Source organism: Acidisoma cellulosilyticum (assembly GCF_020621385.1).
GTDB lineage: Bacteria > Pseudomonadota > Alphaproteobacteria > Acetobacterales > Acetobacteraceae > Acidisoma > Acidisoma cellulosilyticum.
The window spans coordinates 46,849-59,314 of the sequence record NZ_JAESVA010000013.1 but is presented as its reverse complement, the minus strand read 5'-3'; the positions used below and the strand labels follow the sequence as shown (position 1 = coordinate 59,314).

General features: G+C 63.9%; 13 protein-coding genes and 1 tRNA gene. 6 read left to right on the top strand and 8 right to left on the bottom strand.

The annotated features are described in order from the left end of the window. Window positions 1-58 precede the first annotated feature (58 nt). Window positions 59-337 carry a hypothetical protein gene (locus ACELLULO517_RS24450; protein WP_227310063.1) on the top strand — a complete coding sequence of 93 codons (279 nt, stop codon included), beginning with the start codon at window positions 59-61 and terminating at the stop codon, window positions 335-337. Between the two features lie 140 nt (window positions 338-477). On the opposite strand, the gene ACELLULO517_RS24445 is transcribed toward ACELLULO517_RS24450, so the two are convergent. Both ACELLULO517_RS24445 and ACELLULO517_RS24440 read right to left on the bottom strand, forming a co-directional pair. After that, complete coding sequence (locus ACELLULO517_RS24445; protein ID WP_227310062.1) at window positions 478-885, bottom strand: GFA family protein; 408 nt, start codon at window positions 883-885, stop codon at window positions 478-480. A 10-nt stretch (window positions 886-895) separates the two neighbouring features. Continuing rightward, on the bottom strand, window positions 896-1,786 hold the full coding sequence (locus ACELLULO517_RS24440) for an AraC family transcriptional regulator (RefSeq protein WP_227310061.1): 891 nt from the start codon (window positions 1,784-1,786) through the stop codon (window positions 896-898). Window positions 1,787-1,932: 146 nt separating this feature from the next. Between ACELLULO517_RS24440 and ACELLULO517_RS24435 the strand changes: the two genes are divergently transcribed. After that, complete coding sequence (locus tag ACELLULO517_RS24435) at window positions 1,933-2,688, top strand: SDR family NAD(P)-dependent oxidoreductase (RefSeq protein WP_227310060.1); 756 nt, start codon at window positions 1,933-1,935, stop codon at window positions 2,686-2,688. Window positions 2,689-2,802: 114 nt separating this feature from the next. Here ACELLULO517_RS24435 and ACELLULO517_RS24430 read toward each other — a convergent pair whose 3' ends face one another. The 3 genes from ACELLULO517_RS24430 to ACELLULO517_RS24420 all read right to left on the bottom strand — a co-directional run bounded on the left by ACELLULO517_RS24430 (window position 2,803) and on the right by ACELLULO517_RS24420 (window position 5,410). Next, window positions 2,803-3,978, bottom strand: coding sequence for a multidrug effflux MFS transporter (locus ACELLULO517_RS24430; protein ID WP_227310059.1), 1,176 nt, complete (start codon window positions 3,976-3,978; stop codon window positions 2,803-2,805). A 123-nt stretch (window positions 3,979-4,101) separates the two neighbouring features. Further along, window positions 4,102-4,329, bottom strand: coding sequence for a hypothetical protein (locus ACELLULO517_RS24425; protein ID WP_227310058.1), 228 nt, complete (start codon window positions 4,327-4,329; stop codon window positions 4,102-4,104). Between the two features lie 139 nt (window positions 4,330-4,468). After that, window positions 4,469-5,410 (bottom strand): complex I NDUFA9 subunit family protein, encoded by a 942-nt coding sequence (locus ACELLULO517_RS24420; RefSeq protein ID WP_227310057.1) that lies wholly within the window; start codon window positions 5,408-5,410, stop codon window positions 4,469-4,471. A 154-nt stretch (window positions 5,411-5,564) separates the two neighbouring features. On the opposite strand from ACELLULO517_RS24420, the gene ACELLULO517_RS24415 reads away from it, so the two are divergent. Both ACELLULO517_RS24415 and ACELLULO517_RS24410 read left to right on the top strand, forming a co-directional pair. Continuing rightward, window positions 5,565-5,651, top strand: a tRNA-Leu gene (locus ACELLULO517_RS24415). Between the two features lie 245 nt (window positions 5,652-5,896). Further along, entirely contained in the window at window positions 5,897-6,892 is a 996-nt protein-coding gene (locus ACELLULO517_RS24410; protein ID WP_406566294.1) for a ferritin-like domain-containing protein, read from the top strand. A gap of 93 nt (window positions 6,893-6,985) precedes the next feature. Here the strand turns inward: ACELLULO517_RS24410 and ACELLULO517_RS24405 are convergent, their stop codons facing one another. Both ACELLULO517_RS24405 and ACELLULO517_RS24400 read right to left on the bottom strand, forming a co-directional pair. Beyond that, a complete protein-coding gene (locus ACELLULO517_RS24405) occupies window positions 6,986-7,603 on the bottom strand; it encodes a UbiX family flavin prenyltransferase (protein WP_227310056.1) in 618 nt (205 codons plus the stop codon). Window positions 7,604-7,608: 5 nt separating this feature from the next. Then, entirely contained in the window at window positions 7,609-9,117 is a 1,509-nt protein-coding gene (locus tag ACELLULO517_RS24400) for a UbiD family decarboxylase (RefSeq protein ID WP_227310055.1), read from the bottom strand. Between the two features lie 90 nt (window positions 9,118-9,207). Between ACELLULO517_RS24400 and ACELLULO517_RS24390 the strand changes: the two genes are divergently transcribed. Both ACELLULO517_RS24390 and ACELLULO517_RS24385 read left to right on the top strand, forming a co-directional pair. Continuing rightward, the gene (locus ACELLULO517_RS24390; RefSeq protein ID WP_264481648.1) at window positions 9,208-10,119 is read left to right on the top strand and encodes a LysR substrate-binding domain-containing protein; all 912 of its coding nucleotides are present in this window, start codon (window positions 9,208-9,210) and stop codon (window positions 10,117-10,119) included. A 41-nt stretch (window positions 10,120-10,160) separates the two neighbouring features. Further along, complete coding sequence (locus tag ACELLULO517_RS24385; RefSeq protein ID WP_227310054.1) at window positions 10,161-10,919, top strand: SOS response-associated peptidase; 759 nt, start codon at window positions 10,161-10,163, stop codon at window positions 10,917-10,919. Window positions 10,920-11,127: 208 nt separating this feature from the next. On the opposite strand, the gene ACELLULO517_RS24380 is transcribed toward ACELLULO517_RS24385, so the two are convergent. Then, a complete protein-coding gene (locus ACELLULO517_RS24380) occupies window positions 11,128-12,456 on the bottom strand; it encodes an O-acetylhomoserine aminocarboxypropyltransferase/cysteine synthase family protein (protein ID WP_227310053.1) in 1,329 nt (442 codons plus the stop codon). Between the last annotated feature and the right edge of the window lie 10 nt (window positions 12,457-12,466).

The following is a 12,466-nucleotide window of genomic DNA, read 5'->3' as shown; positions in this document are numbered from 1 at the left end:
TTACAAAGGATCAGAAAGTCCGCGCTTCTTTTTGAAAAAAGAAGCAAAAACTTTTCTTATGATTCATTTGCATGTCGATCCGTTGACGGCCTTAGGCGTGGTAGTGGCGACGGCCGCCACCGACGCGGCCTATGTCCGCTTCACCGCCGCCGTCGCCGACCGCATGCGCGTACCGGCCGCGACCTGGAGCAGCGTCTGGTATCTGCTCTCGGCCTTCGCCGTAATCAGCTATACCGAGAACTGGATTTACGTGCTGTTCGCCGCCATCGGCTCCTGGATCGGGGCTTATCTGTCGATCACCTTCATGAAGCGGCGGGGACCGGTCGCTCCCCATTAATCGAGAGCGCGCCCCCTCCTTATAGTCGTGCGCTGACTTGTTCCGCGCATCAACCCACCTCGGCAGGTGGACGGCGTCTGAGAGCCGCAACGGTTAGACCCGCGTGACAAGCAGGCGGGCGACACATGAAGCAGGACGCGCTACGTCTCCCGCTCGCCGGTTGCATAGGCCGGCAGACCGTCACCCAGGACATCCCAGGCGAGTTTCTCGGAGACCCAGACATGCTCAGTCGGTGGAAAAGCCTCCGCATCATCCAAGCTGCAGGTCATGACGTCGATCTTGTCGGGCTTATCCGCGTGGAAATAGGTCAATGGTGAGCCGCAGGTACCGCAAAAGCTCCGCACCACGCGCGCGGAGGAGCGATAGGCGACGGGCGCCCCCTGCGTGATGGCGAAGGCAGCACAGGCGATACCGGCCCAGGGCAAGGCTGGCGCCGAACCCGTTCTGCGGCAGGTCTCGCAATGACAAAGCCCGCTATTATAGGGCCGTTCCGTCAGCCGGTAGCGCACGGCACCGCAAAGACAACCGCCGAGAATGTGCTGCGTCATGGAAGCCTCCTCACGCCGCTGCGCGGCTGTCCGTCACATCCCGCTTCGGCGGATTGCCGAACATGCGGCCATATTCGCGCGTGAACTGGGACGCGCTTTCATAGCCGACCGCAAAGCCCGCCTGTGCCGCCGCCTGACCCTCGGCCAGCATCAGCCGCCGCGCTTCCAACAGCCGCAGTTGCTTCTGGAATTGCAGTGGAGAGACCGCCGTCAGCGTCTTGAAATGCTGGTGGAACGACGATGGACTCATGCCCGCCGCCTCGGCCAGCCTCTCCACCCGCAGCGGTTGCGTGAACTCCTCCCGCAGCAGCGCGATGGCGCGTGCGATACGTTGCATATGGCTGTCGGCCGGCGCCAGGCGCCGCAGATGCGCGCCGTGCCGCCCCATCAGCAGCCAGTAATGCAGCTCCTTGATGATCGCCGGGCCCAGAACAGGCCCAGCCTCCGGCCTGTCGATCAGCCGCACGAGCCGGGACATACTGTCGAGCACGACATCCTCGGTCTCCTCGACGAATAGCGGCGGATGCGTGAGCGCGGCCGCAGGCGGCACCGCCGCCATCTCCTTCATCACGCCGCGCATCACCGCCATATCCAACTGGAAGGCGACGGCGAGATACGGCTCCGTCCGCGTCGCCCGCGTAATGCGCCCGATGGCCGGCAGGTCGACATTGACCAGAAGCGACTGCCCGGCATTGAACCGCCAGACCTGATCGCCAGCCATGACCTCCTTCGCCCCTTGGAGAACCAGGCAAACCAGCGGCTTGTAGATGACATGGGCGATCTGCGTCGGCGCATAATGCCGCATCAGCGTCAGACCCGCGACCGGGGTCTCCGCCAGCCCCAGAGATGAGGCATGAGCATCGGTGTAACGCCAGACGGCGCGCTTCAGGGCGTCACTCATGACCCGTCTCCTTCTGGCGCTTTCCCTAGCACGGCCTCGCCAAACCGGTCAGAGGGTTTGGAGGATCAGGCAAGAGATCGCGCGGTTCCGGCAACTGCGCCGGGAGCCGCCTCTCTACAAAGTCTTATCCCAAACGGAGATCAGATATGACCGAGATCGCCCTCATCACCGGCGGCAGCCGTGGCCTTGGCCGCAATACGGCCATCCACCTCGCGAAACGCGGCGTGGACATCATCCTCACCTATCATTCCCGTGCCGATGAGGCCGAGAGCGCCGTTCGTGAGATCGAAGCCCTCGGCCGCAAGGCGGTTGCCCTTCAGCTCGACGCCGGCGCGACCGGCACTTTCCCGGCCTTCGTCGAAAGTCTGGCAAAGAGCCTGCATGAGACCTGGGACAAGGACCGCTTCCAGTTCCTGGTCAACAATGCCGGCATCGGCATGAATACGCCTTTCGCCGAGGTGACGGAGGCGCAGTTTGACGCGCTCTGCAACGTCCATCTGAAAGGCGTCTTCTTCCTGACGCAGCGCCTGCTGCCGCTGATCGCTGACGGTGGGCGCATCGTGAACCTGTCGAGCGGCCTCGCCCGCTTCAGCCTGCCCGGTTACTCCGCCTATGCGGCGATGAAGGGCGGTGTGGAGGTGCTGACCCGTTATCTCGCCAAGGAACTCGGGGCACGCGGCATCGCCGTGAATACGGTCGCACCCGGCGCCATCGAGACCGATTTCGGCGGCGGGCATGTGCGCGACGTGCCGGAGATCAACCGCATGGTGGCGAGCATGACGGCGCTCGGCCGCGTCGGGCTGCCGGACGATATCGGGCCGATGATCGCGAGCCTGCTCTCCGCCGACAACCGCTGGGTCAATGGTCAGCGGATCGAGGTTTCGGGCGGTATGTTCGTCTGACCCGAAACCGCTAGAGCGTTTCCTGTTCGCTTACGCTCACAGATACCGCTCTAGATTATTGTTTTTGCGAGCATCTTCACACAGTCAGATGATTCCATCTGACTGTGATCTGCTCTAGCCGCGCGGGCGCATCCGGTTGCAGACAGTGACGCAACACGCGCTGACAAGCATGCAGACCGCCATCGCGCGGGGCGAAACATCACTCAGCTCGCCGACGATCATGCCGCTGACGGCACCGATGGAAAATTGCAGCGTGCCGGTGAGGGCGGAAGCGACACCGGCATTGGCGTGTTGGCGCGACATCACCGCGACCGTGCCATTGGGAAAGATGCAGCCCAGCGAGGCGATGCAGACAAATAGCCCGATCAGCGTCGGCACCAGCCCGGCAAGACCGAGGAGGGAGACGATGGTCAGATAGACGGTGCCCCCCAGCATGACGAGCACGGCCGTCGTCAAAGTCCGGTCGATGCCGAAGCGATTGGCGAAGACGCGCCCGTTGAGCTGGCTCACCATGATGAGGCCAAAGCCGTTCAGCCCGAAGATACAGCCGTAAATGACCGGGCTGACATGAAAGCCCGTCTCGAAGACCAGCGGTGAGCCGCCGAGATAGGAAAACAGCGTCGCGCTGGCAAAGGCCACGACCAGCGCCGCCGGCAGGAAATTACGATCCTTCGCCACCTGCACATAGCGCTGAAAGACACTGATAAGCCCGTGGCGTATCCGCATTTCACGCGGCAGCGTGTCGGGAAGCAGAAGGACGACGAGCGAGAGGTTGATGATGCCGTAGACCGCCTGCACCCAGAAAATGGCCCGCCAGCCAGCCCAGTTCAGCACGAAACCACCCAGCGCCGGTGCCAGAATGGGCGAGACGCCCATGACCAGCATCAGCTGCGCCATCATCCGCGCCGCACTCGGCCCATTCGACAAATCGCGGACCACGGCGCGCGGCACCACCATGCTGGACGCGCCACCGAGGGCCGCGAGAAAGCGGAAAACGGAGAAGGAGACGAGATTGGTGGACAGCGCACAGCCGATCGTCGCCAGCGTATACAGTGTCATGCCGACGACCAGCGGCGCCTTGCGGCCGACGCGATCCGCCAATGGCCCAAGGATCAGCTGACCCAAAGCCAGCCCCACGAAGAAGGTCGCGAGGGTAATCTGCGCGCCACCGCGCACCTGCCCCAGCTCCCGCGCGATTTGCGGAAAAGCGGGCAGATACATGTCGATCGAAATCGATCCGACAGCGGTCAGAAAGCCAAGAAGGGCTGGAAGCCAGACAGGAACGGACATGGTCCTTCTCTGGCATAGCGCCCGTCGTGATGGGCGCCTGAAAAGCCGAGATCAGACCTGCCACATCCCTTGTTGTGCGCAAACGGAAGCCATGCCGCGCACAACAGGGACGCGAGACAAGGATTAGTGCGCGGTCAGCGCACCGCCAGCCGCACCGATACCGCCGCCCACCAGCGCGCCGGTGCCGGCATTGCCGCCCGTCGCGCCACCGACCAGCGCACCGGCACCCGCACCGATGGCGCCACCGGTCAAAGCACGCGTCAGCGGTGAATGACCGCAGGCAGAAAGCGAGAGAGCGGTCGAGCCCAGCGCCAGGGCAAGGACGACAGCACGGATCGAAATAACCTTCACGGAAACCTCCCAAATTCGTGGCGAGACGTCTGAACTGAAACCTCGCCGTCACAATCAGCTGAGAGGCCATGTTGTGCGGGAGCCGATTTCCGCAAGCGTCGTTACGCGCCTGCCCGGCATCGCCCCCGCTCCGTTTCGATCACGAATTTGGGCGCGGCCGGCCATAGCGGGCGAGATAGGCGGGCACGACGAGGTCGATCGGGCGCGGCGTGATGCCGAGGGAGTCGAAGCCCGGAACCAGCCCGCTCGTCACATTATCCTGCGCCAGCATCTCCAGCTGATCGGTGGTGAGGAGCTTGCCGGGCAGCCGTTCCAGCACGCGGGCCTGCAGGCGGGCCAAGCCTGCCGGAATGCTGACCAGCGGGCGGTGCAGGCCTGTCTGTTTGAGGATATAGGCCAGAATCTGCTGAAAACTCAGCACCTCCGGCCCGCCCAGCTCATAAAGGCGCGGCGCCTCCGGCGGCAGCGCCAGCCCTGCCATGATCGCCTCCGCGATATCGCCGACATAGACCGGCTGAAACCGCGTCCGGCCGGAGATGACGGGCATGACGGGAGACATCAGGGCCAAGCCAGCGAAGCGGTTGAAGAACTGATCCTCAGGCCCGAAGACGATGGAGGGGCGCAGGATCACCGCGTCGGGGAAGCCAGCCGCAACGGCCACCTCCCCCGCAGCCTTGCTGCGGCCATAGCCGCTTTTGCTGGTGCCCGAGGCGCCGATCGCCGAGATATGCACCATGCGCTTAACCCCGGCGCGCGAGGCTTGGTCCGCGATGACGCGCGGCCCGGTGCCATGGGCGCGGTTGAAATCGCCGGAGGTCTTCTCCGCCAGAATGCCGACGAGATTGACGACCACCTCTGCCCCCTGGATGGCGCGGGCGACGGCCGCCGCATCCGAGAGCGGCGCGTAGATCGGCACGACGAAACCCGGATTGCCCATAGGCTTCAGACGCGTCGCCTTTTCCGTGTCTCGCCCGGCGACCCGCACGGTGAATCCCTGCCGCAGCAGATGCGGCACAAGGTAACGGCCGATGAAACCCGCGCCCCCGAAAACCGTCGCAATCCTGCGCTCGTCGCTTCGCATCGCGTTTTCCCCTTTGCCCATCGTTAAGTTCACACAGCATTACGGCGCAGCAGAGCAGCCCTCAAGATCAAGCACGGCTTTGAGCGCGATCTCGTGATCGGCCCCTGTTGACGCGAAGCGACAGGATGGTTACACCCCGCGTCACCGCAGGATTGCCCAGATGGCGGAATTGGTAGACGCGCAGGTTTCAGGTACCTGTGGCCGTAAGGTCGTGGAAGTTCGAGTCTTCTTCTGGGCACCAACGGCTTCCGGTGATTTCGCTTCGGCGAAATCACGGAGAAGCTGCTGACAAGCGGATCTCCTCAAAGAGAATAGGATTGTTTCGCTGCGATGTCGATCACTCGACATCGCCCGCGAGGCGTCTTCATTGCGTTGTCACGCCACATCCTGCGCTACCCTGCTCTCCGTTGGCGCCGGCCCGGACCGTCGCTATAGTGGAACTGACCAAACGGTCAGAAGCCGGTCTGCATGCAAAGGTCAGGAACGATGAGCGCTGCCTTGGATGATTTTTTCACCGAATCTCATGTTCCGGGTTTCGTGCCCCCCGTGCTGCCGACCGAACGCCCGCTGGACGCGATGGAAAAGGCAGATCTTGTCGCGCGACATTGGCAAAGCAAGGTCCAAGGGCGAATCCGCATCGGATCGGACATCCATAAGACTGAGGTCCATCGCATGTTCGAGGAGACCTTCAACCCCTATCGCCCTTCCGTCATTCCTTGGCCGAAGCTGGACCCGGAGACGCTGCACCGCATCACCTCCCTGCCGATCTGGGATATTGCGGTGGAGACCGAGGGCAAGGCGCGGCTGCGCATGGCGGCCTATGCGGGCGATCTGCGCGACCCCAATATGCGCATGGCCCTGGCGCTGAACGCCTGGGAAGAGAACCGGCATAAGGAAGTGCTGTCGAAACTCGTCCAGGCCTATGACATTCCGCTGGCCGTCGAGCCGCCTTACATCAAGCCGAAGGATACGGAATGGGCCTATCTGGTTACCGGGTTCAGCGAATGCGTGGATAGTTTCTTCGCCTTCGGCCTGTTCGAAGTCGCCAAGCGCTCCGGCTTCTTTCCGCCGGAACTGATCGAGACATTCGAGCCGGTGATGCAGGAGGAGTGCCGCCACATCCTGCTGTTTGCGAATTGGCTCGCCTGGCATCGCGCCAGACTGCCCTTCTACAAACGCCCTTGGTTTGAGATGCGCGTCTGGGCGGTCTGGGTCTTCCTGGGTTACGAGCGCGTCGGCCTTGCCCGCAGCATGGACGGCGACGGCAAGGAACGCACGCAGGACAACAACTTCACCGTGACGGGTGCGCAGTCGGTCAGCAATGTCGAGATCGAGATCCTCGACCTCATGCAGATCTGCCTGTCCGAGAATGACCGCCGCTTCTCAGGCTATGACACGCGCCTGCTGCGCCCGACGACGATGCCGGCACTGACGCGGCTTGCCATCCGCGTCATGAAAATGCTCAAGCGCAAGAAGACGTAAGCCGCGACTTCGAAGTTTGTCTGACCAGCACTAATGGGGTCGATCCGCTGGTGATTGTGCTTGTCAGCCGAGCTCATACCGAAGGCCAATCGGCTAAATAGAGACGGCCTCAGCCTTAGCCATCGCAGCCGCCTCCGTCTCTCCCCAGCGCGGCATATCCGGCATATCGAGCCCGAAGCAATCCAGCGCACGGCCGAGGCAGTGATCGACGATATCGGCGATCGAGGTCGGATTGGTGTAGAAGGCCGGCATGGGCGGATGGATGATGCCGCCCATTTCCGTGACCGACAGCATATTGCGGATATGGCCCGCATGCAGCGGCGCTTCCCGCACCATCAGCACCAGACGGCGGCGTTCCTTCAACACCACATCGGCCGCCCGGGTCAGCACGGTTGTGGTGACACCGCTGGCGATCTCGGCCAGCGTGCGGACCGAACAGGGCGCGATCAGCATGCCCATGGTGCGGAAGGATCCGCTGGCGATGGCGGCACCCACGTCATTGACGGGGTAGGAGACATCGGCCAGCGCATGCAGCGCTTCCCGGCTCATCTCCGTCTCATAGGCCCGCGTCATTTCCCCCGCGCGGGAGACGACAAGATGCGTCTCGACACCCAGTTGTCGCAGCACCTGCAGCGCGCGGATGCCGAAGATGATGCCTGTGGCGCCGGTAATGCCGATCACGATCCGCGACGGCGGTGCTGCTTTCATCATGGGTTTTATGCCTTGGGAAAAAGATCGGGCGCGAAGGGCGTCGGGTCCACATCGCGGAAAGGGGCGCGTTCGAAATGCTTCCTCATCTTCCACGGATAAGTGCAGTCGAAGATCGTCTTGCAGCTGATACCCTTGGCGGGGATCGCGGCATTGTACTCCGGCGATTGTGAGGGATCGAGCACATGGCCCGTCACGTTCGGCAGGAAGATTGTGTCGACATCACCCTGATAGCGGGTCTGCATCGCCCACAGCACATCGTCGCTGTCGAAAAGATCGACGTCGTCATCGACGATGATGACGTTCTTCACTTCGCGGTAGACGCCGAGCGCGATGATGGCGGCTTGGCGTGCCTTGCCCTGGTCGCCGGCGCTGCGCTGGCAGACCTGGATCACCGCCAGCAGCTTTCCGCCACCCGCCGTATGGGCATAGACATTCTTGACGAAGCCCGGCAGCGCCCGCTCGCAGGCATTGTAGATGCTGGCTTCCGTGGGAATGCCGGCGAGGCTGGTATGCTCCTCGCCCGGCCCCACCAGCGTCTGCAGAATGGCGTTGTGACGCATAGTCACGGCCTTGACCTTGATGACCGGCAGCGAAGGATTGGCCGGCCCGTCATAGCCGGGGAATTCCGGCATGGCATGGCCCGTGCCCGTATTCTGGTCTTCCTTCACGCGCACGTTCGGCAGGATCTCGCCCTCGATGACGATCTCTGCCCGCGCGATGGCGCGCTGATCGACGGTCTTGGCGCGGACCAGCTCCACCGGGCGACCGCGCAGCCCGCCGGCCACCGCAAGCTCATCGAAGCCGAACGGCGTCGTCGGCGCTTCGAAACAGGCACCGATCAGGATCGCGGGGTCGAGACCCATATTGATGGTGATGGGCAGCGCCTGCCCCCGCGCTTCCGCCTTCTCACGAAAAGCGTCGATATGGCGGCCGGGCGCGAAGAAGACCGAAAGTTCGTCGCGGCCCTGCACGCAAAGGCGATGGATGGTGACATCGGTATGGCCTTCGTCCGGGTCACTGCCAAGCAGCAGGCCCAGGCAGAAATAAGGACCGGCATCCTGTTCGGTATTGGTCGGCGCCGGCAGCAGGCGACGCAGATCGAAAGACGGATCGTCGGCGCGAAAGACCTGTTCCTGGCAGGGCGCGGCGCCCTCGATCTCGACCGGCGCGATAGCGTTGTCAACCGCCGCCCCCATGCGGCGGCCAAGGTCTTCGGGCTTGCTGTCGAGCAGATGGGCGACGCGCTTGCGGTCCGCCATCAGGCCGACCAGCACCCGCGCGCCGGGATAGCCCTTCACAGTTTCGAAAATCATTGCCGGACCCTTCTGGGTCGGGCGCATCACCGTGCCGCCGGCACCGATGCGCTTGTAGACACCGGCGAGTTCCGCATGCGGGTCGACAGGATGATGGGTGGAGCGGATCTGCCCCGGCAGCTTTTCCAGCCGCGCGATGGCGGAGCGCAGGTCGGTAATCTCATCCGTGTCGGACAAGGGCGGGTTGAAGATGGAATCCATGGCTCGGGCCTCCTGGTCTGCCCAAAGAATGGCCTCGCACTTTCTGAAGATCGATATACTTGAACCCGCGATATTGATAAGTTCTGTCTTATGGATTCTTTATTGTCCACCGTGTCGCTGCGGCGGCTGCAGGTCTTTCTGGCCGTCTGCGAGACGCTGCACATGGCGCTAGCGGCCGAAAAACTGGGCGTCGCCCAGCCCGCCCTGAGCCAGCAGATCCGCGGCTTGGAGGCAGCGATCGGCGCGCGCCTGTTCCATCGCCGCAAACGCGGCATCGACCTGACGGCGGCCGGAACCCTGTGTCGCGACCAAGCCATCCGCCTGTTGCGCCTGCATGGCGAGACGATAGAGCAGGTCCAGCGCGTGGCGCGGGGCGAGGCCGGGCGCATCGTCCTCGGCTATGTCGGCTCGGCCATGTTCGAGCGCCGCTTCCCGGCCGAACTGCGCCGCATGCGCGATCGCTGTCCGGGCGTGGAGCTTAGCCTGCGCGAAGGCAGCATCCTGGGCCTGCTGGACGCGGTCGGGACCGGGGATATCGACATCGCGCTGGTGCGCGCGCCGATCGACGTCGCGCCGCCGTTGAAGACCCGATTCCATTCCCGCCAGCCGCTCTGCGTCATTCTGCCGCAGGGCCATGCCCTGGCCCGCCTGTCGTCTATTTCCATCGGACAATTGGCGGAGGAGACGATGATCGGCCTGCCGGACAGCGAAGCGGTCGGCATCATGCGTGTAGTGACGGACCTGGCGCATGCCGCCGGTATCAGCCTGCCGGTCAAATGGCATGTCTCGGAAGTCGGCAGCGTGCTGGGTCTGGTCGCGGCCGGGCTTGGCTTCGGCATCGTGCCCGAGGCGATTGCCGATCTCGGCGGACCAGAGATCGCCGCCCGACCGCTTCAGGCCGATCCCCTCGCCTATGCCGAGCTCAGGCTGGTCTGGCATGAGGAGAAGCGAACCCCGGCGCTCAGCCAGTTTCTGTCGGTCGTCGACACCGAGGTCGGATAGGGGTCTTTGGCGACTCGCTCGGGCCGGGCCATGGTCAAGGCATGTGCGGTCGTTTCGCTTCCACCCTTCCTCCTGAGCAGATCGAGGCGCTGTTTGCTGTCCGTGGCGACCTGCCGGGCCAGGCACCGTCCTGGAACATCACGCCGCGGCAGGATGCGCTGGTCATCCGCCGCCATCCTGAGACCCGCGCCCGGCGGGCCGATGCGCTGAACTGGGGTTTTCTGCCGCATTTCGCCAAGCAATTGCCGGGCGCGCCCCTGTCTGGGCAGACCCGGCCGATCAACGCGCGGGCCGAAACCCTGCCGACCGCCCCGCTGTTCCGCGGCGCCTATCAGGGCGGACGGCGCTGCCTGGTGCCGGCGACGCTGTTCTACGAATGGCATACGGGGACAGAGGGCCGCCAGCCCTATGCCGTCGCGCGCAAGGACGGCTCGCCCTTGGTCTTCGGCGGCCTATGGGAAGGCTGGCGTGGGCCGGACGGCACGGTCATCCGCAGCTTCGTCATCGTCACCACAGTCGCCGGCGCCGATATCGCAGCGCTGCATGAACGCATGCCGCTGGTCCTCTCACCGGAAGACTGGCCGCTTTGGCTGGGCGAGATCGACCGTGACCCAACGCCGCTGTTGCAGCCGACGCCTGCCAACACGCTGCGGGCCTGGCCGGTGTCATCCCGCGTCAACAGCGCGCAGCAGAACGATGCGGGTCTGGCCGACGAGGTTGACCCGGCAATGCCCTCGCCCAGGCCTGCGACGGCAGCAAGAACGCTCCAACAAGGCCCCAGCCTGCCGTTGTTTTCTTAAGGACGCAGCATCGCTGGACATCTGACTTGCAATTGCCTCATCGCATGTCACACGAAGTTGAGCACTCAGCCTCTCGCGCGAAACGGTTGGAAATCCGATAGTGCGGATGAGGCTAGACCTCGCAAGCGTTGTCGGAACCAGACTTCGAACACCGCTCGGCGGCTGCCAGACCGCAAACTGGCAGCCGCCATTCCTCGTCAGATCCTTTTCAGACTTTCGCCAGCGCCTGACGCAGATCATCCAGAATATCCTCGGGATGTTCAAGACCGATCGAGAGGCGAACATAGCCTGGCGTGACACCGGTCTGCGCCTGCTCCTCGACCGTCAGCTGCGAATGCGTGGTCGTCGCCGGATGAATGGCCAGGCTGCGCGCATCGCCGATATTGGCGACGTGATAGAAAAGCTGCAGCGCATCGATGAAGCGCTTGCCGGCCTCGGCGCCGCCGGCAAGTTCGAAACCGAGCAGCGCGCCCTCACCGAATTCCGGGCGCAGGTAGCGCTCGGCCCGGCGTCGTGCTTCCCCCGTCTGCTGGCTCGGATGGATGACGCGCGCGACTTTCGCATGGTCCTTGAGAAAGCCAGCGACGATCAGGGCCGAGGCATTGTGCTGACGGATGCGCAGCGGCAGCGTCTCAATCCCCTGAATGAACTGAAAGGCGTTGAACGGCGACATCGCCGCTCCCAGATCGCGTTGCAGCACCACCCGCGCGCGCAGGATATAGGCGATGGGGCCGATCGGTTTCGCGGCTTCGATCCAGACGGCGCCGTGATAGCCGGCGTCGGGCTCGGCCAGCAGCGGAAAGCGCGCCTTATGATTTTCCCAAGGGAAATTGCCGCCGTCGATGATCGCGCCGCCGATCGAGGTGCCATGACCGCCGATGTATTTCGTCGTTGAATAGACAACGATAGCGGCGCCGTGGTCGAAAGGCCGCACCGTCAGCGGGGCGGCCGTATTGTCCATGATCAGCGGAACGCCGTATTGCCGGCCGATCGCGGCCACCTCCGCGATCGGAAAAACCTCCAGTTTCGGATTGGGCAAAGTCTCGGCGTAATAGGCGCGCGTGCGGTCGTCGGTGGCTTGCGCAAAGGCCTGCGGGTCCGCCGGGTCCACGAAGCGCACCTCGATACCCATCCGCCGCAGCGTATTGGCAAACAGCGCCCAGGTGCCGCCGTAGAGATCGGTGGAACTCACGATATTATCGCCGGCTTCGGCAATATTGAGGATGGAGAAGGCTGAGGCAGACTGCCCGGAGGACAAGGCCAGCGTCGCCACCCCGCCTTCCAGCGCCGCCAAACGCCGCTCCAGCGCATCCTGAGTCGGGTTCATGATGCGGCTATAGATATTGCCCAGCTCCTCCAGCGCGAAAAGACGCGCGGCATGGTCAGCGTCCTGGAACTGATAGGAGGTCGTCTGGTAGATCGGCACGGCGACCGCGCCCGTCGCAGGGTCCGCCCGATAGCGACCGCCATGCAGTGCGATCGTCTCCGGCCGCCAGCGCGCCCGGCGTTCCGTCTCGGTGACCTCGTTCTCCGGCATGGTTTCCCCC